The organism is Nocardia halotolerans (genome assembly GCF_042650145.1).
In the GTDB taxonomy this organism is placed as follows: Bacteria; Actinomycetota; Actinomycetes; order Mycobacteriales; family Mycobacteriaceae; genus Nocardia; species Nocardia halotolerans.
Genome location: NZ_JBHSDL010000014.1, coordinates 329,954 through 355,208, shown reverse-complemented (window position 1 = coordinate 355,208; position 25,255 = coordinate 329,954). Strand labels below are relative to the sequence as shown.

Annotated in this window: 23 protein-coding genes; 20 read left to right on the top strand and 3 right to left on the bottom strand. The window is 69.0% G+C overall.

Annotated elements, in window-relative coordinates:
* Positions 1 to 65 precede the first annotated feature (65 nt).
* Positions 66 to 257 (bottom strand): 50S ribosomal protein L28, encoded by a 192-nt coding sequence (gene rpmB / locus ACFO5K_RS12190; RefSeq protein ID WP_011210730.1) that lies wholly within the window; start codon positions 255 to 257, stop codon positions 66 to 68.
* 261 nt (positions 258 to 518) lie between these two features.
* Here rpmB and ACFO5K_RS12185 point away from each other — a divergent pair, with 261 nt between their 5' ends.
* Positions 519 to 2,525: a DAK2 domain-containing protein gene (locus tag ACFO5K_RS12185; protein WP_378560602.1), complete on the top strand. Its 2,007-nt coding sequence runs from the start codon at positions 519 to 521 to the stop codon at positions 2,523 to 2,525.
* Between the two features lie 2 nt (positions 2,526 to 2,527).
* On the top strand, positions 2,528 to 4,789 hold the full coding sequence (gene recG / locus ACFO5K_RS12180; RefSeq protein WP_378560599.1) for an ATP-dependent DNA helicase RecG: 2,262 nt from the start codon (positions 2,528 to 2,530) through the stop codon (positions 4,787 to 4,789).
* 9 nt (positions 4,790 to 4,798) lie between these two features.
* Here recG and ACFO5K_RS12175 read toward each other — a convergent pair whose 3' ends face one another.
* Positions 4,799 to 6,223 carry a short-chain fatty acyl-CoA regulator family protein gene (locus ACFO5K_RS12175; RefSeq protein WP_378560596.1) on the bottom strand — a complete coding sequence of 475 codons (1,425 nt, stop codon included), beginning with the start codon at positions 6,221 to 6,223 and terminating at the stop codon, positions 4,799 to 4,801.
* 297 nt (positions 6,224 to 6,520) lie between these two features.
* Between ACFO5K_RS12175 and ACFO5K_RS12170 the strand changes: the two genes are divergently transcribed.
* The 3 genes from ACFO5K_RS12170 to coaD are packed head-to-tail and all read left to right on the top strand — an operon-like array spanning position 6,521 to position 10,971.
* On the top strand, positions 6,521 to 9,919 hold the full coding sequence (locus tag ACFO5K_RS12170) for a pyruvate carboxylase (protein ID WP_378560593.1): 3,399 nt from the start codon (positions 6,521 to 6,523) through the stop codon (positions 9,917 to 9,919).
* Complete coding sequence (rsmD, locus tag ACFO5K_RS12165; protein WP_378560590.1) at positions 9,916 to 10,479, top strand: 16S rRNA (guanine(966)-N(2))-methyltransferase RsmD; 564 nt, start codon at positions 9,916 to 9,918, stop codon at positions 10,477 to 10,479. The genes ACFO5K_RS12170 and rsmD overlap by 4 nt, the downstream gene beginning before the upstream one ends.
* A gap of 3 nt (positions 10,480 to 10,482) precedes the next feature.
* Positions 10,483 to 10,971: a pantetheine-phosphate adenylyltransferase gene (gene coaD, locus ACFO5K_RS12160; RefSeq protein ID WP_378560587.1), complete on the top strand. Its 489-nt coding sequence runs from the start codon at positions 10,483 to 10,485 to the stop codon at positions 10,969 to 10,971.
* A 26-nt stretch (positions 10,972 to 10,997) separates the two neighbouring features.
* Here coaD and ACFO5K_RS12155 read toward each other — a convergent pair whose 3' ends face one another.
* A complete protein-coding gene (locus ACFO5K_RS12155; RefSeq protein ID WP_378560584.1) occupies positions 10,998 to 11,522 on the bottom strand; it encodes a GtrA family protein in 525 nt (174 codons plus the stop codon).
* Positions 11,523 to 11,737: 215 nt separating this feature from the next.
* Here ACFO5K_RS12155 and ACFO5K_RS12150 point away from each other — a divergent pair, with 215 nt between their 5' ends.
* The 15 genes from ACFO5K_RS12150 (at position 11,738) to ACFO5K_RS12080 (ending at position 25,255) form a co-directional block, all read left to right on the top strand.
* Complete coding sequence (locus tag ACFO5K_RS12150; RefSeq protein WP_378560581.1) at positions 11,738 to 12,502, top strand: DivIVA domain-containing protein; 765 nt, start codon at positions 11,738 to 11,740, stop codon at positions 12,500 to 12,502.
* Positions 12,503 to 12,587: 85 nt separating this feature from the next.
* A complete protein-coding gene (locus tag ACFO5K_RS12145; protein WP_378560578.1) occupies positions 12,588 to 13,274 on the top strand; it encodes a YceD family protein in 687 nt (228 codons plus the stop codon).
* A gap of 2 nt (positions 13,275 to 13,276) precedes the next feature.
* Positions 13,277 to 13,459: a 50S ribosomal protein L32 gene (rpmF, locus tag ACFO5K_RS12140; protein WP_378560575.1), complete on the top strand. Its 183-nt coding sequence runs from the start codon at positions 13,277 to 13,279 to the stop codon at positions 13,457 to 13,459.
* A gap of 11 nt (positions 13,460 to 13,470) precedes the next feature.
* The gene (gene rnc, locus ACFO5K_RS12135) at positions 13,471 to 14,229 is read left to right on the top strand and encodes a ribonuclease III (RefSeq protein WP_378563756.1); all 759 of its coding nucleotides are present in this window, start codon (positions 13,471 to 13,473) and stop codon (positions 14,227 to 14,229) included.
* A gap of 2 nt (positions 14,230 to 14,231) precedes the next feature.
* Complete coding sequence (mutM, locus tag ACFO5K_RS12130; RefSeq protein ID WP_378560572.1) at positions 14,232 to 15,092, top strand: bifunctional DNA-formamidopyrimidine glycosylase/DNA-(apurinic or apyrimidinic site) lyase; 861 nt, start codon at positions 14,232 to 14,234, stop codon at positions 15,090 to 15,092.
* Positions 15,093 to 15,152: 60 nt separating this feature from the next.
* A complete protein-coding gene (locus ACFO5K_RS12125) occupies positions 15,153 to 15,734 on the top strand; it encodes a dihydrofolate reductase family protein (RefSeq protein ID WP_378560569.1) in 582 nt (193 codons plus the stop codon).
* 5 nt (positions 15,735 to 15,739) lie between these two features.
* The gene (locus ACFO5K_RS12120; RefSeq protein ID WP_378560566.1) at positions 15,740 to 16,777 is read left to right on the top strand and encodes a PHP domain-containing protein; all 1,038 of its coding nucleotides are present in this window, start codon (positions 15,740 to 15,742) and stop codon (positions 16,775 to 16,777) included.
* Positions 16,778 to 16,860: 83 nt separating this feature from the next.
* Positions 16,861 to 18,414: a PstS family phosphate ABC transporter substrate-binding protein gene (locus tag ACFO5K_RS12115; RefSeq protein ID WP_378560563.1), complete on the top strand. Its 1,554-nt coding sequence runs from the start codon at positions 16,861 to 16,863 to the stop codon at positions 18,412 to 18,414.
* 283 nt (positions 18,415 to 18,697) lie between these two features.
* Complete coding sequence (locus tag ACFO5K_RS12110) at positions 18,698 to 19,867, top strand: glycosyltransferase family 4 protein (RefSeq protein WP_378563753.1); 1,170 nt, start codon at positions 18,698 to 18,700, stop codon at positions 19,865 to 19,867.
* Complete coding sequence (locus ACFO5K_RS12105; RefSeq protein ID WP_378560560.1) at positions 19,864 to 22,008, top strand: amylo-alpha-1,6-glucosidase; 2,145 nt, start codon at positions 19,864 to 19,866, stop codon at positions 22,006 to 22,008. Before ACFO5K_RS12110 ends, ACFO5K_RS12105 begins: the two co-directional genes overlap by 4 nt.
* A 136-nt stretch (positions 22,009 to 22,144) precedes the next feature.
* Positions 22,145 to 22,588 carry an OsmC family protein gene (locus tag ACFO5K_RS12100; protein WP_378560557.1) on the top strand — a complete coding sequence of 148 codons (444 nt, stop codon included), beginning with the start codon at positions 22,145 to 22,147 and terminating at the stop codon, positions 22,586 to 22,588.
* The gene (locus ACFO5K_RS12095; protein WP_378560554.1) at positions 22,585 to 22,866 is read left to right on the top strand and encodes an acylphosphatase; all 282 of its coding nucleotides are present in this window, start codon (positions 22,585 to 22,587) and stop codon (positions 22,864 to 22,866) included. The genes ACFO5K_RS12100 and ACFO5K_RS12095 overlap by 4 nt, the downstream gene beginning before the upstream one ends.
* A gap of 25 nt (positions 22,867 to 22,891) precedes the next feature.
* Entirely contained in the window at positions 22,892 to 23,602 is a 711-nt protein-coding gene (locus tag ACFO5K_RS12090; protein ID WP_378560551.1) for a hypothetical protein, read from the top strand.
* A complete protein-coding gene (locus tag ACFO5K_RS12085) occupies positions 23,602 to 24,765 on the top strand; it encodes a glutathionylspermidine synthase family protein (protein WP_378560548.1) in 1,164 nt (387 codons plus the stop codon). The genes ACFO5K_RS12090 and ACFO5K_RS12085 overlap by 1 nt, the downstream gene beginning before the upstream one ends.
* Before the next feature lie 34 nt (positions 24,766 to 24,799).
* A complete protein-coding gene (locus ACFO5K_RS12080) occupies positions 24,800 to 25,255 on the top strand; it encodes a DUF350 domain-containing protein (protein WP_378560545.1) in 456 nt (151 codons plus the stop codon).

Here is a 25,255-nt window from a genome sequence, read left to right as displayed (position 1 = left end):
ACAAAACCCCGGATCACCCACGAGGGGTGCCGGGGTACTGTCGGCAGAATGTACGGGCTGAGAAATCAGCCGCGGACGACCTTGCCCGCCTTCAGGCAGGAGGTGCACACGTTCATCCGGCGGGTGTTGCCAGGGGCAACCTGCGCACGCACGGTCTGGATGTTCGGGTTCCAGCGACGGTTGGTGCGCCGGTGCGAGTGCGAGACCGACTTCCCGAAACCGGGGCCCTTGGCGCAGACGTCGCAAACGGCAGCCATGTCGCGAGCTCCTTCATGTCATAAGCGGCCAGCGGCGCACGTATGCCCGCTGAACCGGAAACTGATGTCGTCAAATGCCTTGCCGACTCGCGTCGGCCAGCGCAGACCGGAAGGCCGCACGAGGCAACCCTGCAAGCGTAGCGGGCCGGGGCGGGAACTTCCAAACCGGGCCTCCCGGCCGACACGCCGGGCACGCCCGGATGACGGGCCTGCCCGCGCTCAGGATACTGCTGTCGGACGCCGGCGCTAACCTGGCGTGCGATGCTCGGCGGGCGAGCACGGCCAACGCGGAACGAGGTGACGGTGTCGCACGTGCGGGAGGCGCTGGACGGCGCCACACTGCTGGCTTGGGCCCTGTCCTGCCGCACCGACCTGGAGGCCCGCCGGGCCGAGATCGACGCACTCAATGTGTTCCCCATCGCCGACGCCGACACCGGAACCAACCTGCTCGCCACCATGCGCGCGGCGGTGGCGTGCGCCGACACTGCGCTCGCGGCTGCTCGCGGTGCCGCGGCGAGGCCGGGCGACCTCGGGGAGTCCGGGCTTCCCGCTGGTGACGCGACCGGGATCGGTGACGCGGCGTTCGTGGCGCGGGCGCTGGCTCGTGGGGCGACGGTGGGGGCGCGGGGCAACTCCGGGATCATCCTGTCGCAGGTGTTGCGCGGTGTCGCCGATGCCGTGGTGGACGGGCCGCTGACCGGTGCGCGGTTGCGGGTAGCGCTGGGCCGGGCGGCGGTGCTGGTGCGCACCGGGCTCAGCGCCCCGGTCGAGGGCACGATCCTGACCGTGCTCGATCGCGCCGCGGTGGCCGCCGCCGAACCGGCCGACCCGTCGCTGGCCGCGGTGGCACGGGCCGCGGCCGACGGCGCGGCCCTGGCCCTGAACGAAACACCGGACCAGCTGGGCGTGCTGCGCGCGGCCGGCGTGGTGGACGCCGGTGCTCGCGGCCTGCTGGTCCTGCTCGACTGCCTGGTCGAGCAGGCCTGCGGTGAGGCTCCGGCCCGGCGCAGTTACCTGCGTGAGCGCGGCGACCACGATGGGCGGGGCGTGCACGCACCCCGCGACCTCGGGGTGGACTGCGGCGATATTCATGGGCCGGGGTTGTTCGGTGTGGACGGGGACGGGGCGCCGGACCCGCACTTCGAGGTGATGTACGTCCTTTCCGGTACCGATGACACCGGGGCGACTGCGTTGCGGGAGCGACTCGCGGTGCTGGGGGACTCGGTGGTGGTCGTCGGCGACGGGGACGGGGTTTGGTCGGCGCATGTGCACTGTCGCGATGCGGGGGCAGCGATCGAGGCGGGGCTGGCGGTGGGACGGTTGGCCCGGATTCGGGTGGAGAGCTTCGCGGTGACCGCGCCGCACGGCGACAACCACCACGACGCCCCGACGGTCCAGCCACAGGCCGGTGCGCACCGGACGGAGGGTGTCGATCGTGCGCCTGCCCACTACGGGCTCGACGCTGCCGCTCGTGTGCCCCTCGTGAGTGAAAGGTTCAACGCCGCGCGTGGGACGGACGGCGTTGATCGTGTGGGTCCCGTAGGCGAGCGTTTCGGCCCTGCCCGCACGGTGAGCGGGATCGAACATGCGCCGATCGCGGGCGACGGGCTCGCCGACCGCGGAATCCTGGCCGTGGTGGCCGGCGCCGACGCGGCGCGACTGTTCGAGGACGCGGGGGCGGCGGTGCTGCGCGGGGATCGGCAGCTCGAGACCGATGATCTGCTGCGCGCGATCCGGGCGATGCCGCACCGTGAGGTGCTCGTGCTGCCCAACGGTGCCCTACCCGCCCAGGAACTGGTGGCGGTCGGTGTGGCGGCGCGCGACGAGTCGCGCGATGTGCTGTTGCTGCCCAGTTCGTCGACGGTGCAGGGACTGGCCGCGCTGGCCGTGCACGATCGGGGGCGGATCGCGGTCGACGACGCGTTCGCGATGTCGGAGGCAGCGGCGAGCACGCGCTGGGGCGCGTTGCGCGCGGCGAGCGTGCGGGCCCTCACCATGGTCGGCACCTGTTCGCCCGGAGACGGATTGGGTCTGGTGGGCCATGATGTCGTGGTGATCGACCCGGACGTGGTCGGGGCGGGGCGCATTCTGCTGGACCGGATGCTCGGTCTCGGTGGTGAACTGGTGACTCTGCTGATGGGCGCCGAAGCCGGCCCCGAACTGGCGCAGGTACTCGCCGACCATGTGACCGCCGGTTTCCCCGGTGTCGATGTGGTGGTGTATTCCGGTGGGCAGCAAGCGGATCTGGTGCAGATAGGGGTCGAGTAGAGATGACGACGTTGAACGACCGGCTCGATCACGTACTGGGCGTCAAAGCGGCCGACCGGTTGACCGAGGCCTTCGACATGACCACGGTCGAGGACCTGCTGCGCCACTACCCGGTGCGCTACGCCACCCAGGGGCAGCCGCTGAGCGAGGAGGAGCCGGCGGAGGGTGCCCACATCACCGTCATCGGCCGGATCACCAAAACCGAACTGCGACCGATGAAGAACCGTCGCGGTTCGCTGCTGAAAGTGCAGCTCGACACCGGCGCGCAACGCCCCATCGAGGCCACCTTCTTCAACGGTGACAAGGTGCGGTACCTGGTGAAAGACGGTGTGCGGGCGATGATGTCGGGCACCGTGCACTGGTGGCGTCCCGACCGCTGGAGCCTGTCGCACCCGGATTACCTGATCCTGCCCGACAAGGCCGAATCCGGGGTCGCCGAGCTCACCACCGTGCGCGGCAGCGGCGCGCTGCGCGGGCTGGCGCAGAGCGCGAAAGGCGCCGGGGGAGTGGACGCGTCGTTTTTCGAGCGCGAGTTCGTTCCGGTGTACCCGGCGACGGCGAAGGTGCAGAGCTGGGACCTGCTCGCCTGCATCCGCCAGGTGCTCGACCAGCTCGACCCGATCGAGGACCCGCTGCCCGAGGATCTGCGTGCCGAGCGCCACCTGCTCGATGTCTCCGACGCGCTGCGCCTGATCCACCTGCCCGAACATCAGCTCGACATCGAGAAGGCCAGGGACCGGCTGCGTTTCGACGAAGCGCTGGCCCTGCAACTGGTGCTGGCCGAGCGGCGCCACGACGTGGAAGCCCGCACCGCCCCCGCCTGCCCGCCGCGCGTCGACGGGATCGCCGCCGCCTTCGACGAGCGCCTGCCGTTCGAGCTCACCGACGGTCAGCGGCAGGTGATCGATGAGATCTCCGACGACCTGGCGCGCACCCGTCCGATGCATCGGCTGCTGCAGGGTGAGGTCGGTTCGGGCAAGACGATCGTCGCCCTGCACGCGATGTTGCAGACGGTCGATTCCGGTCGTCAGTGCGCCCTGCTGGCGCCGACAGAAGTGCTTGCCGCCCAGCATTACCGGTCGTTGCGAGCCATGCTCGGCGACCTGGGGACCGCCGGTGAACTGGGCGCGGCCGAGCACGCCACGAAGGTGGTGCTGCTCACCGGTTCGATGTCGACCGCGGCGAAGAAAGCCGCACTGCTGGATGCGATGACCGGGGCGGCGGGCGTCGTGATCGGCACGCACGCGCTCATCCAGGACGCGGTCGAGTTCTTCGACCTCGGGCTGGTGGTGGTCGACGAACAGCACCGCTTCGGTGTCGAGCAGCGAGACGCTCTGCGCGCCAAGGCGAACAACGGCATCAGCCCGCATCTGCTGGTGATGACCGCGACGCCGATCCCCCGCACCATCGCGATGACCACCCTCGGCGACCTCGAGACCTCCACGCTCACCCAGCTGCCCCGGGGGCGCTCACCGATCGTGTCGAAAGTCGTGCCGCGCAAATTGCATCCGGGCTGGGTGGACCGGGCCTGGGAACGCATCGTCGAGGAGGTCGGCCAGGGCAGGCAGGCGTATGTGGTGTGCTCGCGCATCGGCGAGGACCCCGACGCGCCACCGGCGAAGGGCAAGAAGGCCGAGGAAAAGGAAGGCCCCACCACCCAGGCCGCGGTCGAGATGTACGAGACGTTGAGCACGGGGCCGCTGGCCGGTGTCCGGGTGGGGTTGCTGCACGGCCGGCTGCCCGCCGACGAGAAGGATCATGTGATGCGTCAGTTCAACGACGGCGCCATCGACGTGCTGGTGTGCACCACCGTCGTCGAGGTGGGCGTCGACGTGCCCAACGCCACGGTGATGGTGATCGTCGATGCCGACCGCTTCGGTGTGAGCCAGCTGCACCAGCTGCGCGGGCGCATCGGGCGTGGTCAGCACCCCGGGCTGTGTCTGCTGGTCACCGATGCCGCACCGGGCGGTACGGCGATGGCCCGGTTGTCGGCGGTGGCGGCGACCACCGACGGTTTCGAACTGTCGGTGCTGGATCTGCGGCAGCGCCGGGAGGGTGATGTGCTGGGTGCGGCCCAGTCGGGCACGGCCCGCTCGCTGCGCCTGCTGTCGCTGCTCGACGACCTCGAGGTGATCACCGCGGCGCAGGAGCTGGCCAGGCGGGTCGTGGCCGAGGACCCCGGGCTGGTGAAACATCCCGGTCTGGCCGGCATGATGCGCGCCGCGGTGGACGGCGAACGCATCGAATACCTCGCCAAGTCCTGACCCGCGAGCTCAGCGCGGCAGGCGCGGGTACGGCAGATCGGTGCTGGTGTGTTCGGCCACCGCCAGCGCGCGCCCGATCTGCGGGAAGGCCCGCTGCGGGCAGGACGGACGCTCACACACCTTGCAGCCGGCACCGATCGGGACCGCGATGTGCGGGTCGTCGAGCTGGATCCCCTGGGAGTACACCAGCCGGTCGGCGTACTCGATATCGCAGCCGAGCGCGATGACGAAATTCTTCGCCGCGGTGCCGTACCCCTGCGCGGTGGGCGGGGTCGTGCGGGCGATCCACAGGTAGCGCCGCCCGTCGGGCATCTCCGACACCTGGGTCAGGATGCGACCGGGATGGGCGAACGCCTCGTGGGTGACCCACAGCGGACAGTTCCCGCCCACCCGGGAGAAGTGGAAGGCGGTGGCGGACTGGCGTTTGGAGATGTTGCCGGCGCGATCGGTGCGGACCAGGAAGAACGGCACCCCACGCTGACCTTGGCGTTGCAGGGTGGCGAGCCGATGGCAGACCGTCTCGAAACCGACCTCGAACCGCAGGGCCAGCAGGTCCACGTCGTAGCGCAGTTCTTCGGCCGAACGCAGGAATCGCCCGTAGGGCAGGATCAGCGCACCGGCGAAATAGTTGGCCAGCCCCACTCTGGCCAGCGCCCGGGATTCGCCGTTGAGCGTGTGGGACTCGGCGAGCACGGTGTCGATCTCGCCTCCGTAGAGCAGCAGTCCCAGCGTGGAGGCGATCTGGAAGGCGCGCTGACCGGGGCGCAGACGCCGGGCCAGGGTGAGGGTGCGGGTGTCGGGTTCGTAGTGACGTTTCGGGATGGACGGGTCGGCGCCGTCGCCACGCACCAGCACGGTGACGCCGGCGCGTTCCTCGGCGATGCGGGCCAGTTGACGATCCAGCGAGCCGATGCTGAGCCCGGCCTCCTCGAACAGCTGCTCGGCGGCGTGGTCGAGGGTGGCGATGTGATTGCGGTGCTCGTAGAAGAAGTCGCGCACGTCCTCGTAGGGCATGGGTGTGCCCGAGGTGCCGCTGGGTGTGTCGACCCGGGCCGAGAGCAGGTCGAGCTGGTCGGTGGCCGCGCGCAACCGCCGGTGCATGGCGATCACGATCCGCGAGACCTCCGGCAGCCGGGTGGCCAGTTCCTCCACCTCGGTGATCGGCGCGGTGTCACCGCCGCCCGCGGCATCGACGAGCACCTCGTGCAGATCCGAGACCAGCCGGGCATCGGAATCGGCGGCGAAGAACTGCACGTCGAGGTCGAAGGTCGAATTCAGTTTCAGCAGAACGGGAATGGTGAGCGGTCGCTGGTCGCGCTCGAGCTGGTTGAGATAACTGGGCGAGAGATCCAGTGATTTCGCGAGCGCCGCCTGGGTCATCCGTCGTTCTTCGCGCAACCGTCGTAGCCTGGCCCCCGCGTACATCTTCCGCACGCCGAAGATCCTAACGCCGCTGGTTCGCAATGTTCGCTGAAAGTGTCGAATGCCCTAGGAGAACGCCAGTCCCGCAAGGGATTCTGACAGTGATTACTCGTGCGTAACATGCGAAGCGCCCGCCGGGGCCGTTGTTTCGGCCCACTGAGCGGGCCGGCGCACCGCGGAACCGATCCGGTCGTGAGATGTGACGGCCCGGTAACCACAACTTCGCAGGTGGGCGGGACGCGCGGTGAAGAATATGGCGAAGCCACCTTGCCTGCCGGGGGTGTCGTGGCGTCCGGGTACCGTAGGCCAATGTTCTCGAAAGTCTTGGTCGCCAATCGCGGCGAGATCGCCATTCGTGCCTTTCGTGCGGCCTATGAACTGGGCATCGGAACGGTCGCGGTGTTCCCGCACGAGGATCGCAACTCCGTCCACCGGCTGAAGGCGGCCGAGTCGTATCAGATCGGCGAGGAAGGTCACCCGGTCCGGGCGTACCTGTCGATCGAGGCGATCATCGACGCGGCCAAGAGCGCCGGCGCCGACGCCATCTACCCCGGCTACGGCTTCCTGTCGGAGAACCCCGACCTGGCCGCGGCGTGCGCTCGTGAGGGCATCACCTTCATCGGCCCCTCGGCGCACGTGCTGGAGATGGCGGGCAACAAGGCCACCGCGATCGAAGCGGCCCGAGCTGCCGGTTTGCCGGTGCTGAAGTCCAGCGAGCCCTCCGCCGACATCGACGAGCTGCTCGCGGCCTCGGCCCAGCTCGAGTACCCGATCTTCGTCAAGGCCGTGGCCGGTGGCGGCGGGCGCGGTATGCGCCGGGTGGCCGCGCCGGAGCAGCTACGCGAGTCGATCGAGGCGGCTTCGCGCGAGGCGGAGTCGGCCTTCGGCGATCCGACGGTGTTCCTCGAGCAGGCGGTGGTGAACCCGCGCCACATCGAGGTGCAGATCCTGGCCGATCAGCACGGCAACGTGATGCACCTGTTCGAGCGCGACTGCTCGCTGCAACGTCGTCATCAGAAGGTGATCGAGCTCGCGCCCGCCCCGAATCTGTCGCCGGAGCTGCGCGAACGGATCTGTGCCGACGCGGTCGCCTTCGCCCGCCAGATCGGGTACAGCAACGCGGGCACGGTGGAGTTCCTCCTCGACGAGCGCGGCAACCACGTGTTCATCGAAATGAACCCGCGCATCCAGGTCGAGCACACGGTGACCGAGGAGATCACCGACGTCGACCTGGTGCAGTCGCAGTTGCGGATCGCGGCGGGGCAGACCCTCGCCGATCTGGGCCTGAGCCAGGACACCGTCGCCATTCGCGGTGCGGCGCTGCAGTGCCGCATCACCACCGAGGACCCGGCCAACGGTTTCCGTCCCGACACCGGCCGCATCACCGCCTACCGCACCCCGGGTGGCGCGGGCATCCGTCTCGACGGTGGCGCGAACCTGGGCGCCGAGATCGGTGCCTACTTCGACTCGATGCTGGTCAAGCTGACCTGCCGGGGCCGGGACCTGCCCGCCGCGGCCGCCCGCGCCCGTCGCGCGCTGGCCGAGTTCCGCATCCGTGGCGTCACGACCAACATCCCGTTCCTGCTGGCGGTGCTCGACGACCCCGATTTCCAGGCGGGCCGGGTCACCACCTCGTTCATCGATCAGCGCCCCGAGCTGCTCAACTCGCGCGGGTCGGCCGACCGTGGCACCAAGATCCTCACCTATCTGGCCGATGTCACCGTCAACAAGCCCAACGGTGAGCGCCCGACCACGGTGTACCCCTACGACAAGCTGCCCGCCGTGGACCTGACGCTGCCGCCGCCGGACGGTTCCCGCCAGCGTCTGCTCACCCTCGGGCCCGAGGGGTTCGCACGGGCACTGCGCGAACAGAAGGCGCTCGGGGTCACCGACACCACCTTCCGCGACGCCCACCAGTCGCTGCTGGCGACCCGTGTGCGCACCAACGGCCTGCTCGGGGTGGCCGGCCACGTCGCCCGGCTGACCCCGGAACTGCTCTCGATCGAGGCCTGGGGTGGCGCGACCTACGATGTGGCCCTGCGATTCCTGCACGAGGACCCTTGGGAGCGGCTCGAAGCGCTGCGGGAAGCGGTGCCCAACATCTGTTTGCAGATGTTGCTGCGCGGCCGCAACACCGTGGGCTACACGCCCTACCCCGAGCAGGTCACGCGGGCGTTCGTGTCCGAGGCCGCCGCGACCGGGATCGACATCTTCCGGATCTTCGACGCGCTCAACAATGTGGACCAGATGCGGCCGGCCATCGACGCGGTGCGCGAAACCGGAACCGCGGTGGCCGAAGTGGCCCTGTCCTACACCGGTGACCTGCTCGACCCGAACGAGTCGCTCTACACGCTGGACTACTACCTGAAGCTGGCCGAACAGATCGTGGACGCCGGCGCGCACGTGCTCGCGATCAAGGACATGGCCGGTCTGCTGCGTGCGCCCGCGGCCGCGAAACTCGTCACCGCGCTGCGCAGCAACTTCGACCTGCCGGTGCACGTGCACACCCACGACACCCCCGGTGGTCAGCTGGCCACCTACCTGGCGGCGTGGCAGGCCGGGGCCGACGCCGTCGACGGTGCCTCGGCGGCGATGGCGGGCACCACCAGCCAGCCCGCGCTGTCGGCGATCGTGGCCGCGGCCGCGCACACCGAACACGACACCGGGCTGAACCTGCAGCACATGTGTGACCTCGAGCCCTATTGGGAAGCTCTGCGCAAGGTCTACGCCCCGTTCGAGTCGGGCCTGCCCGCGCCGACCGGGCGGGTGTACACCCACGAGATCCCCGGCGGTCAGCTGTCGAATCTGCGTCAGCAGGCGATCGCGCTCGGCCTGGGCGACCGGTTCGAGGAGGTCGAGGCCAAGTACGCGGCGGCGGACCGGCTGCTGGGCCGGTTGATCAAGGTGACGCCGTCATCGAAGGTTGTCGGTGACCTCGCGCTGGCGCTGGTCGGCAGCGGTGTCGACATCTCCGACTTCGCCGCCGACCCGGGCCGCTACGACATCCCCGACTCCGTCATCGGCTTTCTGCGCGGCGAACTCGGCACCCCGGCCGGTGGCTGGCCCGAACCGTTCCGCAGCAAGGCCCTGGCCGGGCGCACCGAGCCCAAGCCGGAGACTCCGCTCGCCCCGGCGGATCGGGCCGCGCTCGACGGGTCGTCGCAGGACCGCCGCGACACCCTCAACCGGCTGCTGTTCCCCGGCCCGACCGCCGAATTCCGCACCCACCGCGCGAAGTACGGCGACACCACCGGGCTGTCGGAGAACCAGTTCTTCTATGGTCTGCGCCGCGGCGAAGAGCACCGGGTGCAGTTGGAGAAGGGCGTCACCCTGCTCATCGGGCTCGAGGCGATCTCCGAACCCGACGAGAAGGGCATGCGCACGGTCATGTGCATCATGAACGGGCAGCTGCGCCCGGTCGCGGTGCGTGACCGGGCCATCGCCTCGGAGGTGCCGGCCGCGGAGAAGGCCGACAAGAACAACGCCGGTCACATCGCGGCGCCGTTCGCCGGTGTGGTCACCGTGGCGGTGTCGGAAGGCGACGAGATCCACGCGGGCGACACCGTCGGCACCATCGAGGCCATGAAGATGGAGGCGGCCATCACCGCGCCGCGCGCCGGCATCGTCGCCCGGGTGGCCACCGCCAAGGTGGCTCAGGTCGAAGGCGGCGATCTGCTGGTGGAACTGGCCGCGCGCGAGTCGGAATGACACGCATCGTCGCCGGTGTGGCGGGCGGGCGGCGCCTCGAGGTGCCGCCCGCCGGCACCCGTCCCACTTCCGACCGGGTGCGCGAAGCGCTGTTCAGCGCGATCGATGCCCGCCTCGATCTCGACGGCGCACGGGTGCTGGACCTGTACGCGGGTTCGGGTGCGCTGGGGTTGGAAGCGCTCTCACGCGGAGCGAGCCACGCGCTGCTGGTGGAGTCGGGTCGCAAGGCGGCTGCGGTGATTCGCGCCAATATCGCGGTCCTCGGGTTGCCCGGTGCCGAACTGCGCCAGGGCAGTGTCTCCGCGGTGCTCGCGCACGCCGCGCCGGCGGACTACGACGTGGTGTTCGCCGACCCGCCCTATGACGTGAGCACCGCCGACGTGCTCGCCGATCTCACCGCGCTGGCGGGCAACGGCTGGCTCGCGCCCGCGGCGCTGGTGGCGGTGGAACGGTCCAGTCGCTCACCCGAGATCAGCTGGCCCGCAGGGTATGTGGCGTTGCGAACCCGCAAATACGGGGAGACCAGAATCGAACTCGCCGAGTTCGGTGCTAGCGTCTGAGTCATGGCTGCCGCAGCACTGTGCCCCGGTTCCTTCGACCCGGTCACCAATGGTCACCTCGACGTCTTCGTCCGCGCCGCCGCGCAGTTCGACGAGGTGATCATCACCGTGATGGTGAACCCCAAGAAGCAAGGCATGTTCACCGTCGACGAGCGCATGGAACTGTTGCGTGAGGCCGTGGCCCACCTGCCCAATGTGCGGGTCGCGTCCTGGCAGGGGCTGCTGGTCGACTTCGCCAAGCAGGAGGGTGTGGGCGCGATCGTCAAGGGTCTGCGCGACGCGGGCGACTTCGGTTACGAACTGCAGATGGCCCAGATGAACCACAAGCTGGCCGGTGTCGACACCTTTTTCATCGCCACCAACCCCGCACTGAGCTTCCTGTCCAGTTCGCTGGTGAAGGAAGTGGCCGCCTACGGCGGTGATGTCACCGACATGCTGCCGCCCGCGGTCCACAAGCGGCTGCTGGACCGGCTGGCCGAGCGCAACAGCTGAGCCGGCGAGCTCGGAACACGGCGAGCTCAGAACACCCAGTCGCGCAACGCCAGGAAGCGCATGCCGCCGACCGCGGCGGTGATGGCGAGAACGGCCAGGGCCTGCATGCTGTCGCCCAGGCCGGGCGCCCAGAAGCCCAGGGCGGCCAATCCGGCCGTGGTGATGCCGAGCCCGAGCAGGGCCAGTCCGCCGCCTTCCCACTGTGCGGTGAACCAGCCGACGCGGTCGGCGGCGTGGAAGGTGAGCCGGCGGTGCAGTTCGTTGGCGATGACCGTGCTGACGAGCGATCCGGCCACATTGGCGATCAGCGGTCCGGCGCCGACCACCGAGAAGAACAGCAGCACGTAGGCGATATTGCTGGCCCCACCCACCAGCGCGAACCGGATGAGCTGGGGCAGGGCGCGGTCGTCGCGCAGGTAGAGCAGGCTCCGGTCGAGCCGTGGCCGCGCTTTCGGTGTCGTCGTGACCGTCACGGGGACGGGGCCGGTCCACACTGTGAACATGCACGCGACGTGTGACACCGAGGGTTTCGGTGTTTCCAGGACGGTCATGATCGACTCCGATTGGCGTGTGGTGCTTCCCGGCGGACGGCGTTGTCGCGCCTTCCGATGGTAACGGAACCGGAGGGCCGCACTCCACTTGATTCGAGTGCGATCTAGGACACTGTCGCGACACACCGCGCCGACATTCGGCGCACGCGCCGACGACGGGCACACTGGGCACGGCGGTAGTGGTTTCGCCGTGAGTCCGCAGGAGGGTAGTGAGCATGTATCGCGTATTCGAAGCACTCGACGAACTGGTCGCCATCGTCGAAGAGGCGCGCGGCATTCCGCCGACTCGCAGCTGCATCGTGCCGCGCGGTGACGTGCTCGAGCTACTCGACGACGTCCGCGACGCGCTGCCCGGTGAACTCGACGACGCACAGGACGTCCTCGACCACCGCGACAAGATCGTGCTCGACGCCCGCACCAGCGCCGAGGCCACCGTCACCACCGCCGACGAACAGGCACGCAGCACCGTCGAGACCGCGCGCGCCGAAGCCGATCGTCTCCTCGCCGACGCCAAGGACCATGCCGACCGGATGGTCGCCGAGGCCACCGCGCATGCCGACCGGCTCGTCGCCGCCGCGCAGGCCGAGGCCGACCGGGTCGTGGCCGACGGCAACGCCGAGTACGACGAGCTGACCAGCCGCGCCCAGATCGACGCCGACCGCGCCATCGAAGCGGGCAAGGCCTCCTATGAGCGTTCGGTCGCCGACGGCAAGGCCGAACAGGCACGCCTGGTCGCTCAGACCGAGGTGGTGCGGGCCGCGCACGCCGAATCCGCTCGCTTGATCGACGAGGCCCAGGCCGAATCCGACCGGGTGCGCGCCGAGTGCGACGACTACGTCGACGAGCGGATGTCGGATTTCGGCGGCCGGCTCGCCGAACTCGAGGAGACGCTCAACACCACCCGGCGCTCGATCACTCGCGGCCGCCAGCACATGCGTGGTGCCCCGGCGGCGGAATACGCGACCGAGCACCGTCGTTGAGCTGCCGCGCGTTTTGAATTCCGGCGGGTTCCTGCCGTACTGTTGAGTGGTTGCCCACGATCCCCCCTGAAGAAGTGAGTTTGTGATGCCCGCCGGTTCCGGTTCGCCCTCGCGTCACCGCAAGACCAGTAGCGGTCCTGTGTCCGACGCGGGTTTCGTGCTGGACGTCCGCAATCTCGGCCGTCGGCCGGGAACGCTGCGGGAGATGCATCGCACGGTCACCGAGCACGGGCGGCTGGGTCTGGACCTGATCGCCATCCCGGCTGATGCCGAGGTGGAACTCGATCTGCAATTGCAGGCGGTCTCGGAGGGTGTGCTGGTCACCGGCACGGCGTCCGGGCCGACGGTCGGGGAGTGCTCGCGCTGCCTCGAACCGTTCGACGACCAGGTGCAGATTCGTCTGACGGAGCTGTTCGCCTACCCGGACAGCAACACCGAGCAGACGACCGAGGACGCCGAGGTCTACCGCATGGAAGACGACCTCATCGATCTCGAGCCGGTGATCGTCGACGCCATCGGGCTGGAGCTTCCGCTGCAGCCGCTGTGCTCTCCGGACTGCGCGGGCCTGTGCCCCGAGTGCGGTGTGCGGATGGCAGTTGCCGGTCCCGATCACGGGCATGAGATACTGGACCCTCGCTGGGCGAAGTTGGCACAGTTCGCCACCGACGCGCCCGGCACCGGCGACCCCGCTGAGGGTTCCACCCACCCAGACCGATCCGCTCCCGCGGCAGCCGATGCCGACGTGGTCAGCGAAAACCAAGAGGAGAAGTAGCCGTGGCTGTTCCCAAGCGCCGGATGTCCCGTTCCAACACCCGGTCGCGGCGCAGCCAGTGGAAGGCCGTTGCGCCGACCCTGGTCACCTGCCCGAACCGTGCCTGCGGTGAAAAGACCCTCCCGCACATCGCGTGCCCGTCCTGCGGCACCTACAAGGGCCGCCAGGTCACCTCCGCCGCCTGATCGTCTCGATCATCAGTAGCGACGTGACAGCAAGCAAAGAAACATCGGGCTCGGCCGACAACGCCAGCCTGCTCACCGCCCTCGGTGTCGACGTACGACCGGAGCTGCTGCGCCTGGCGCTGACGCACCGGTCGTACGCCTACGAGAACGGCGGTTTGCCGACCAACGAGCGTCTGGAGTTCCTCGGCGACTCGGTGCTCGGCCTCAGCATCACCGAGCGCCTCTACACCGAGCACCCCGAGAAGTCCGAGGGCGAGCTCGCGAAACTGCGCGCCAGCGTGGTGAACATGCACGCGCTCGCCGAGGTGGCGCGTGGTCTCGGCGACGGCGGTCTCGGCCGGTATCTGCTGCTCGGTAAGGGCGAAGAGCAGACCGGTGGCCGGGACAAGCCGAGCATTCTCGCCGACGGCATGGAATCGCTGCTCGGTGCGGTGCATCTCGAGCACGGCATCGAGGTGGCGCGCGGCGTGGTGCTGCGCCTGTTCGCCGAACTGCTCGAGCGTGGTCCCCGCATGGGTGCCGGCCTCGACTGGAAGACCAGCCTGCAGGAACTCACCGCCGAGCGCGGTCTCGGCGTGCCCGCCTACGAGATCACCTCCACCGGCCCGGACCACAACAAGGAGTTCACCGCCACCACGGTGATCGCCGGTCGTTCGTACGGGCAGGGTGTCGGCCGCTCCAAGAAGGACGCCGAGCAGAAGGCCGCCGGTACGGCCTACAAGGCCCTCACCGCCGAAACCGCCGTCGACGAAGCCGTCACCGAAGCCTGATCGTGCCCGAACTGCCCGAAGTCGAGGTGGTGCGGCGCGGTCTGGCCGATCATGCCGTGGGACGGGTGATCGACACGGTGACCGTGACCCATCCCCGCGCGGTGCGCAGGCATGTGCCGGGTGGTGCGGACCTGGCCGCCCAGCTCACCGGTCTGCGCATCGATGCCGCCCAGCGGCGCGGCAAATACCTCTGGCTCACCTTCGACGACGCCGAACTCGCCCTGGTGGTGCACCTGGGCATGAGCGGTCAGATGCTGGTGCAGCCGGCCGCGGCCCCGGTCGAGAAGCACGCCCACATCCGGGCCGGGCTCGACGACGGGTCCGAACTGCGTTTCGTCGACCAGCGCACCTTCGGTGGCTGGTCGCTGGCCGGACTCGTCGAGGTGAACGGCACCGTGGTGCCCGATTCGGTGGCCCACATCGCCCGCGACCCCCTCGACCCGCTCTTCGACGCCGAAGCCGCGGTCGCCGCCGTCCGCGCCAAGAACACCGAGATCAAGCGGGTGCTGCTCGACCAGACGGTGATCTCGGGCATCGGCAACATCTACGCCGACGAGGCACTGTGGCGGGCCGGGCTGCACGGCACCCGCATCGCCGCCGATCTCACCCGCCCGGTGGTGCGCACCCTGCTCGGCGCGGTCGCCGCGGTGATGGGCGAGGCACTGTCCGTCGGCGGCACCTCCTTCGACGCGCTGTATGTGAACGTGAACGGCGAATCCGGGTACTTCTCCCGCTCGCTGGCCGCGTACGGGCGGGAGAACGAACCCTGCGATCGGTGCGCCACGCTGCTGATCCGGGAACAGTTCATGAATCGGTCGTCGTTTTCCTGTCCGAAGTGTCAGCGCAAGCCACGCCGTCGCTGAGCTGAGCGCGATACGGTTTCGGTGAGTGGTCCGAGACCGGGGTCCGTGCAGGAGGACGCTATGCGCAAGCTGACCTATTTCGTGGCATCGACGATCGACGGCTTCATCGCCGCCGAAGACGGGACGCTGGACTTCTTCCCGGTCGGCGGTGATCACGGTCCGGCGATCACCTCCCAGTATCCGGAGACCCTGCCGACGAAGGTCCGTGAGGCGCGCGGCGTCGCGGCGGGCAACATCTATTTCGACACCGTCATCATGGGCCGCAAGACCCACGACTTCGGGGTGCGCACGGGCACGGCCAGCCCGTACGAGCATCTGCGTCAGTACGTGGTGTCGACCACGCTGCCCGAATCACCGGCACCGGGGGTCGAACTGATCTCGGCGGACCCGGTCGCCGCGGTACGCGAGCTCAAACGGGAATCGGGCCTGGGCATCTGGCTCTGCGGTGGCGGCGAGCTGGCACAGACGCTGTTACCCGAGATCGACCAGGTGTTCCTGAAACTGTATCCGGTGGTGCTCGGCACCGGGCGCCCACTGTTCGGCGGCGGCACGAAACTGCCCGCCCCGGAACGGTTCCGGGTGATCACCAGCCGGGTGTACGCCGACGGCGTCGCCTTCCTCAAGTACGGCCGGATCAGGTAGCACCGATGCCCACGGCGACCGGACCCGACCCGGTGGCGGCGCTGCGCGAGATCGCGTTCTGGCTCGAACGCGCTCGGGCACAGACCCATCGGGTGAAGGCCTACCGCCGCGCCGCCGATGTCGTGGCCGAACTGCCCGTGGCCGAGTACACCGAACGTGCGGCGCAGCACAGCTGGCAGGAGCTCGCCGGGATCGGGCCCAAGACCGCCACCGTCATCGAACAAGCCTGTGCCGGTGCGGTCCCCGCGTATCTGACCGAACTGCGCAACGCCGCCGAGCCGATCGGTCCCGCCGGTGACGCGCTGCGCAAGCGGCTGCGCGGCGACCTGCACACGCATTCGGACTGGTCCGACGGCGGCAGTCCGATCGCGGAGATGATGCGGGTAGCCGCCGCTCTCGGACACGAATACTGCGCCCTCACCGACCATTCGCCGCGGCTGAAGGTGGCCAACGGACTGTCGGCCGAGCGGTTGCTGCGTCAGCTCGACGTGATCGCCGAACTCAACGAGCAGCTGGCCCCGTTCCGCGTCCTCACCGGCATCGAGGTCGACATCCTCGACAAGGGCGCCCTCGATCAGCGTGCGGAGCTGCTCGAACGGCTCGATGTGGTGGTGGCCAGCGTGCATTCGCGCCTGCGCGACGACAGCGCGACGATGACCGAACGCATGGTCTACGCCGTGGCCGATCCGAACGTGGACATCCTCGGGCACTGCACCGGTCGCCTCGTCGAAGGCGGGCGCGGTACCCGCCCCGAATCGTCGTTCGACGCCGAGGTCGTCTTCGAAGCCTGCCGGCGGTACGGCACCGCCGTCGAGATCAACAGCCGCCCCGAACGCCGTGATCCACCGGGGCGTTTGATCGAACTGGCCGTGGAGATGGGCTGCTACTTCAGCATCGACACCGATGCCCACGCCCCGGGCCAATTGGCCTGGCAGGGTTACGGTTGCGAGCGTGCGCTGGCCCACGGCGTGCCCGCCGAGCGGGTGATCGATACCTGGCCACTGGACGAGCTGCTCGCCTGGTGCCGGGAAACCGGCGCGTGAAGTATTGACCAACACCTGACGCTCGGCCGCCCTCGGCCGGATTCGCCTGATATATATGCGATCACAGGTTCTGCAGGTGAGGGGTGGGTCAGCCGGTGGACGAGTTCCCGTTGGAAATCGTGCTGTCGATCGTCGGTATCGTGGTTGCGCTGGCCACCTTCCTGGGCGAATTCGTCCTCGTCGGACGCAGGCGGCTGGGGTACCGGGTGCAGATGGACACCCCGGTCACCGGGGAGGTCGAATTCCCGGCGCCCGCCACGGCTGCCGATCCCGATGTCACCGGGGTGCTGCGCAACCTGCGCACCACCACCGACGGTGCCCTTTCGCTGGTGCTGGTGCGGATCGAGAACAGCGGATCGCTCGGGATCAACGACGGCGACTACACGATGCGCATCCGGGATCGGGAATCGGTGGGCCTGCACCTGTGCTTTCCAGAGCGCGAGGTGATCGGGGTGGCCGTCACCGAGCTCCAGGGGGTGCCACGCGAGAACCTGGGCCACGACTCCGGCATCGGCCGACGGGTGGAGAGATCGGCGTCGTCGGCCGAGGGCCGGCCCGCCACGCTGACCGGCATCGTCGACCTGCCGAAAGTGCCACTCGAACGCGGTGATCACTACAAGGTGCTGGCGGTGTTGAACCGGCCGGCCGGTAGTGGCCATGCCCCCGAACCGACACTGTCGGGCGGGATGCGAGGCGGCAGGGTGGTCAAGACCGAGAGCAACGGACGTCCGCCCTGGATTCTCGTGGCGCTGAGTCTGTTCCTGCTCACCCTGGTCGTGGTCCAGTTGGTGGTCGCGGTGGTGCGGCCGGATCCGCCGCCACGCGATTGCGCCGCCGGTGACCTCACCGTGGTCGGATCATCGGCGATGGCGCCGATGATCGGCAAGGCCGCCGAGAACTACCGCAGGACCTGCACCGGTGCGCGGTTCAGCTTCGACTTCACCGGGACCGAACCGGGATTGCGCGCGCTCACCCGCGCCGGGCAGACCGAGACCATGCTGGCCATCGGTGACGGCGCCAAGGGCAACTCGTTCCAGTCGCTCACCGAGCATCCGCTGGCGCTCGGGTCGTTCTCGATGGTCGTGCACCCCGATGTCGGGCTGACGGATCTGACCACGAGCCAGATTCGTGCTCTCTACCGCGGCAACGTCGTCAACTGGCAGCAGCTCGGTGGGCCAGATCTGCCGGTGGTGCTGATCGACCGGACCGCCGGCTCGGGAACCCGGCGTGCCCTCGAGTCGCGGTTGCTCGAGGACAACCGCAAGGTCTTCCGCTACGCCAGCTGCGTCGGGATGGCGCCCGGTGGTGCGCAGTGCGAGGTCGACGTCACCGAGGAAGTGGCTGTGTTCGTTGCCAAAATCCCGGGCGCGGTGGGCTATCTGGAGACCTCGGCCGCCGGGGACGGCGTCCGCGCGGTCACCATCGACGGGGTCGGGCCGAGTCCGGACACGTTGCGCGGCGGTGACTACCCGTTCACCGGTGTCGAGTACGCCTACACCCACGGTCCGGTCGCCGGTGATTCGCTGGCCGCGCAGTTCCTGGACTATCTGGTCCGGGGAAAGGCCCGGCTCACCGTGGCCGAGTTCGGGAACATCCCGTGTGGAGACCCGGCCGTGTCGAAATTCTGTACACCGTAGACCGCTGTTGACGGTGGAATCTCCTGTCCCGCCGGGGAATCGCCGGAAAACAAATCCAGCAACATGCTGGTTTACTCTCCGGTAGCGGGGTACGTTCCATCACGGCCCCTCTGTTCAGGCGAGCATCCCCGCGGTGCGCTCGGCGTCTGGCCAGGCCAACCATGCCCCATGGACGGCGGTGAAGCTCTCGTCTCCACCCCGCCGAGGCGGCCATCTCTTGTTCGCGCAAGTGTTGCGAGGTTGTGTCCCTGGAAGGAAGGTCATGAGTGCAGACATGTCGGCAATGTCGCCGACCGGGTTCTCCACGTCCGATCTCTATTCGATCGAGCACAACGGTGGCCCACTGCGGATCGCGATGGTGGTTCCACCCTATTTCGATGTTCCCCCCAAGGCCTACGGCGGCGTCGAGGCCGTAGTCGCCGATCTGGTCGATTCGCTGTGCGAACGCGGCCATCACGTCACCCTGTTCGGTGCGGGCGAACCCGGTACCCAGGCGAATTTCGTCCCACTGTGGGACCGGATCGTGCCCGAGCGGCTCGGTGACCCGTTCCCCGAAGTGGTCCACGCGCTGCGCGTGCGCCGCGCGATCGAGCGGCTGGCCGATACCGAAGGTATCGACCTGGTGCACGATCACACTTTCGCGGGTCCGCTCAACGCGCCCGCCTACGCCAATCTCGGTCTGCCGACCGTGGTCACCGTCCACGGACCCGTGCAGGACGACTGCTACCGGTACTACCGCGAGCTGGGCCAGGAGTGCTCGCTCGTCGCGATCAGCGACCGGCAGCGGGAACTGGCGCCGGAACTGGCCTGGGCCGGCCGCGTGCACAACGCGCTGCGTCCCGATCAGTGGCCGTTCCAGACCGAGAAGCAGGACTACGCCCTGTTCCTGGGTCGCTTCACCATGGACAAGGGGCCACACCTGGCCCTGGATGCCGCCCATGAGGCGGGCATCCCGCTGATCCTGGCGGGCAAGTGCTCTGAACCGATAGAGCAGGCCTATTTCGAGGAATACGTGCGCCCGCGCCTGACCGACGACGATCACGTATTCGGCCTCGCCGACGCCGCCGCCAAGCGTAAACTCTTGGCCGGAGCTCGGTGTCTGCTGTTCCCCATCCGCTGGGAGGAGCCGTTCGGCATGGTGATGATCGAGGCAATGGTCTGCGGCACACCGGTCGTCGCGTTGCGTGGCGGCGCCGTGAGCGAGGTACTGGTCGAGGGCGTCACCGCGCGCATCTGTGACGATCCGTCGGAACTGTCGGCCGCCATCGGAGAAGTCGCCTCCTACGACCCGGCCGCCTGCCGGGCCCACGTGGTCGACAACTTCGGTGCCGACACGCTGGGCCGTGGCTACGAGCAGGTGTACCGGCAACTGCTGGCGCGCACCACGATCGGCTACGGCAACCCGTTCGCGATGCCCGCGCCGGTCGGGGCTGCGGCCAACGGGCGCGCATGAGCGAAGCAGATCCGGTGCAGCCGTCGAGCCCGTCGCCGCTCAACGCCGGCGAACCAGCCGGGCTCGGCGGCCACAGCGGCAACGTGACGCTGGTGGAGGGCGGCACGTTCTGTCTGTCCGACCGCATGGGCGATGTGGACCCGAGCAAGCCACACGGCCTGTTCTTCCGCGACGCGCGGGTGATCTCGCGCTGGGAACTACTCGTCGACGGCAAACAGCCCGAGCCGCTGTCGGTACTCAGTCCCGAGGCGTTCGCCGCGCGGTTCGTACTGCGCAGGCGGCCGCAGGCCGGGATGGCCGACAGCACGCTGCTGGTGGTGCGCGACCGGCTCGTCGCCGAGGGCATGCACGAGGTGCTCACCCTCGAGAACATGAGCCGCGAGGCCACCGCCGTGGTACTCGAACTTCACGTGGACGCCGATTTCGTCGACCTGTTCTCGGTGAAGGAGGGCCGCGGCGGCGGCAGGCGCGCGGAGATGACCACCTCCGACGGTGAACTGCTGCTGCACGACCGCGGCGACCTGTCGCGCGGGCTCGCGCTGACCTCCACCGTGGAGCCGATGGTGCTGCCGGGCACCATGATCTGGCGCATCGTCGTGCCCGCGGGTGGCCGCTGGCAGACCGAGATCGCCGCGCAACCGGCGGGCGCGGCGCAGCGCCCGCAATTGCAGGGCTCGGTCGGTGAGCGTTACCGGGCCAGCGAACCGGTGCGCAAGATCCAGGCGTGGCGGGCCACCGCCACCGACATCACCAGCGACTCCTTGATGCTCAACCGGATACTGCGCCGCAGTGAGAGCGATCTGGGCGCCTTGCAGATCCACAGCGATTCCGGCACCGGCCGTCCGTTCGTCGCGGCCGGTGCGCCCTGGTTCATGACCCTGTTCGGTCGTGACTCCCTGCTCACCGCCTGGATGTCGCTGCCGCTGGAAACCGATCTCGCCCTCGGCACGTTGCAGCAGCTGGCCGAGCTCCAGGGCCAGACGGTCGACCCGCTGGTCGAGGAGGAACCGGGCCGGATCATGCACGAGATGCGGCGCGGCCCGGCGGTCGGACAGGTGCTCGGCGGCCAGATCTACTACGGCACCGTCGATGCCACCCCGCTGTTCGTGATGCTGCTCGCCGAATGTCTGCGCTGGGGCGCCGATCCGGCTTCGGTGGCGACCCTGCTGCCCGCGGCCGACGCGGCGCTGGGCTGGATCACCGATTTCGGTGACCGTGACGACGACGGTTTCGTCGAGTACGTGCGCGCCACCGACCGCGGCCTGCTCAACCAGGGCTGGAAGGACAGCTACGACGGCATCAACTACGCCTCGGGCCAGCTCGCGCAGGCCCCGATCGCGCTGTGTGAGGTGCAGGGTTATGTCTACGCGGCGCTGCTGGCCCGGGCGGAACTGGCCGACGCGTTCGACGACGTGCCGCTGGCGCAACGGCTGCGGGAACGGGCCACGTCGCTGCGGACGAAATTCGCCGAGCAGTTCTGGCTACCCCAATGCGGTTGGTACGCCGTGGCATTGGACGCCAACAAGCGCCAGGTCGACGCGCTCACCAGCAACGCCGCCCAGTGCCTGTGGTCGGGGATCGCCACCGACGAGCACGCCGAGATCCTGATCCGCCACCTGGCCTCGCCCGCGATGGACTCCGGATTCGGTTTGCGCACACTGGCTTCCAACATGGGCGCCTACAACCCGATGAGCTACCACTGTGGTTCGGTGTGGCCGCACGACACCGCGCTCGCGGTGGCCGGGCTGATGCGGTACCAGCACGTGCCGGGCGCGATCGAACTCGCGCATCAGCTCTCGGCCGGACTGCTCGATGCCGCAGCGGCTTTCGACGGACGGCTGCCCGAGCTGTTCTGCGGTTTCCCGCGCGGCCGGTTCGCCGCGCCGGTGCCCTACCCCACCTCGTGCTCGCCGCAGGCGTGGGCCAGTGCCGCACCGCTGCTGCTGGTCCGTTCCTTCGTCGGGCTCGACCCCGACGTCCCGGCGAAGCGGCTCACCGTCCGGCCGCGGATCCCACCCTCGTGGGGGATCGTGCGCCTGGCCGACTTCCGGCTCGGCCCGGACACGGTGGACATGGAGGTGCGTGGCACCGAGGTGCTCACCGCCGAACTGCCCGAGGGGTGGGCACTGGTTGTCGAGTAGCGCACGAGTTCGGGTCGCGGCAGCCCACCCACGTCTTCGGGACGGGGTGGGTTGCCGCTACCACGGACGTGACCCACGCGACGTCGACCGGTACGGCATGCGAGGTGTGTGCGGCCGACATGCCAGGATCGGACACATGGCTGAGCAGAACGCACCCGTGACCACCGCACCCACCGAACTGTGGGTCGAGCGCACCGGCACCCGGGCCTACACCGGGCGCAGCAACCGGGGCGCCGAGGTGCTGATCGCTTCCCAGGGCGTGCCCGGCGCGTTCACCCCGGGCGAGCTGCTCAAGATCGCGCTGGCCGCCTGCACCGGGCTGAGCTCGGATCTGCCGCTGTCGCGGCGCCTGGGCGACGATTTCGACGCCACCATCCGCGTCTCCGGTGACGCCGATCGCGAGAACGAGCTGTACCCGCAGCTCGACGAGGTCTTCGAACTGGACCTGTCCGAACTCGACGAGGCCGCGCGCGAACGACTGCTGGTCACCGTGCAGCGCGCCGTCGACAAGGTGTGCACCGTGGGCCGCACGCTGAAGGCGGGCACCGAGGTGTCCCTGAGTTTCGACATCGACGCATGAGTGCGGCCCCGGTGCGGCTGAGCGCGTGGGTGCACGGCATGGTGCAGGGCGTGGGGTTTCGCTGGTGGACGCGCTCTCGGGCACTGGAACTCGGTCTGGTCGGCTGTGCCCGCAATCATGCCGACGGACGCGTCCATGTGGTCGCCGAAGGATCGCGAACGGCGGGCGAGAAGCTGCTGGAACTGCTACGGTCCGGCCGAGCACCTGGCCGGGTCGACCTGGTTGTGGAAAGCTGGGAGCCCGCGCGGGGCGACATGACGGGATTCGAGGAGCGCTAGTGGTGACTTCGGGGGTTAGGCAGCGGTGAGCACACACAACCCCGGCCCGCCCGAGCAGCCGGATTCCTCGAACGGCGGGTCCCCACAGTCGCCGTGGACTCCGCCCGACCCCGGCGCCGGCTGGGCACCCGGTGCGTCCGGACCGGGATGGCCACCGGTGCCGCAGCAGCCGCCGCCGCCCGGTGACCGGCCGCGGCCGGGCCGGATGCAGCGGCAGGAACCCGGAAGTACCCAGCCGCGTCCGCCGACCGTCGCCGAGGCCCGGGCCCGGGACAAAGCGCGCAGGCAGGCCGAACAGGCCGAACGCGCGGCCGCGCTGGAAGCCGAGGCCAAGCGGCGCACCAGGAACCGCGTGATGATGGGTGGTGTCGCCGTGGTCGGGATCGCCGCCCTGGTCGGTGGCGGATACCTGGCCTACCGGGCGGTCGCCGCACCCGAGCAGGTCACCGCCTCGTGCGTGCAGGTCGATCAGAACGGCCAGGAGGTCGTGGTTCCCGACGACAAGTGTGGTGAGGGCAAGCCCAACTTCCGCAGCGACAGCGGCGGCGGGTACGGCAGCCTGATCCTGCTGGGCTGGCCCCAGTACCGGTACCACTACGGCGGCACCTCCACCATCGGCCGCCCGCCCGTCGGTGGTACCTCGGTGAAACCACGCAGTGCCCAGATCAAGACCAAGAGCGGAACCGTGGTGCAGCGCGGCGGTCTCGGCAGCAAGTCCGGCGGGAGTGGGTCCTAGTGCGGCGCAGGGTGATCACGCCGCGACCGGGTTGGCAGCAGATCATCGAGAGTCAGGGCCTGGTCTACGGTGTGCCCGGTCGCGACGCCAGCGGGCAACCGCGCCCGTACTGGGACGAATCGGTGCACTACGAGTTCTCGATGGACGAGATCCTCGCGCTGGAAGCCGATGTGGAACTGCTGCAGTCGATGTGCCTGCACGCCGCCGAGCACGTGGTGCTCACCGAGCGTTTCGCCGACTTCGGTCTGCCGGAATGGAGTTGGGGGCCGATCGCCGAATCCTGGCGGCGCAGCGATCCGTACGTGTACGGCCGTTTCGACCTGCGCTACGACGCGCGGCGACCGGCCAAGCTGCTCGAGTACAACGCCGACACTCCCACCTCGCTGCTCGAGGCCGCGATCGTGCAGTGGCACTGGTTGCAGCAGGTGTACCCCGGTGGTGACCAATGGAATTCGCTGCACGAGCAGCTGGTGCAGCGGTGGGGTGAACTGCGAGAGGTGCTGCCGGGTACCGAATTGCACTTCACCTGGTCGGCGGCCGACGCCACCGGCGAGGACAACGTGACCACCGCCTACATGCAGGAGACCGCCGCCGAGGCCGGCTTCGACACCGTGGCGCTGCCGATCGAGGAGGTCGGCTTCGACACCGAGCTGCACCGGTTCGTCGACCTGGCCGAGGCACCGATCGAGTCGATCTTCAAGCTGTATCCGTGGGAATGGATCCTCGACGACGACTTCGGCAAGCGGGTCGTCGCCAGTATTCCGGCCACGGCCTGGATCGAACCGCTGTGGACCACGCTGCTGAGCAACAAGGCGCTGCTGGCCATCCTGTGGGAGATGTACCCCGGCCACCCCAATCTGCTGCCCGCCTACCTCGACGATCCGCACGAACTCACCGAATACATCCGCAAGCCCAAGCTCGGCCGTGAGGGCGCCAACATGACCATCGTCGGGCCGGGCATGGAGACCGCGACCGGCGGCGTCTACGGCGCCGAGGGTTTCGTCTACCAACTGCTCGACCCGCTACCGGAATTCGACGGCATGCGCCCGGTGCTGGGTGCCTGGGTCGTCGGCGACACCGCCGCGGGCCTGGGTATCCGCGAGACCGCGGGCCTGATCACCGATGACGGTGCGGCGTTCGTGCCGCACCGCATCCTCGACTGACTACTCGACCACACCACTGTTCGAAAGGACCACGATGACCGCCCTCGCCCTGGAATCGGGTTATTGGAATGCGCTCGGTGAAGGCGTCGGCGCCATCATCCTGTACTGCATGATCGGCCTCGCCCTGATGCTGATCGGTTTCTTCGCCATCGATCTGACCACACCGGGCCGGCTGCGTGAGCTGGTGGTCGCGGGCAAGCCCAACGCGCTGATCGTCTCGGCGGCGGGCATGGTGAGCATGGCGTTCATCGTCGTGTTCGCGGTACTGGCCACCGGCGGCGTGGGCAAGTTGTCGCAGGGGCTGATCGCGGCGGTGGTCTACGGCCTGGTCGGCATCATCGCGCAGGTGATCTCGGTGCGGGTGCTCGAGAAGGTCACCGGTATCCACATCGGCCGCACGCTGCATTCCGACACCTACACCCCCGAGGTGCTGGTCGTGGCGGCCGCGCACTTCGCGCTGGGTCTCGTGGTGGCCTTCGCGATCCTCTGA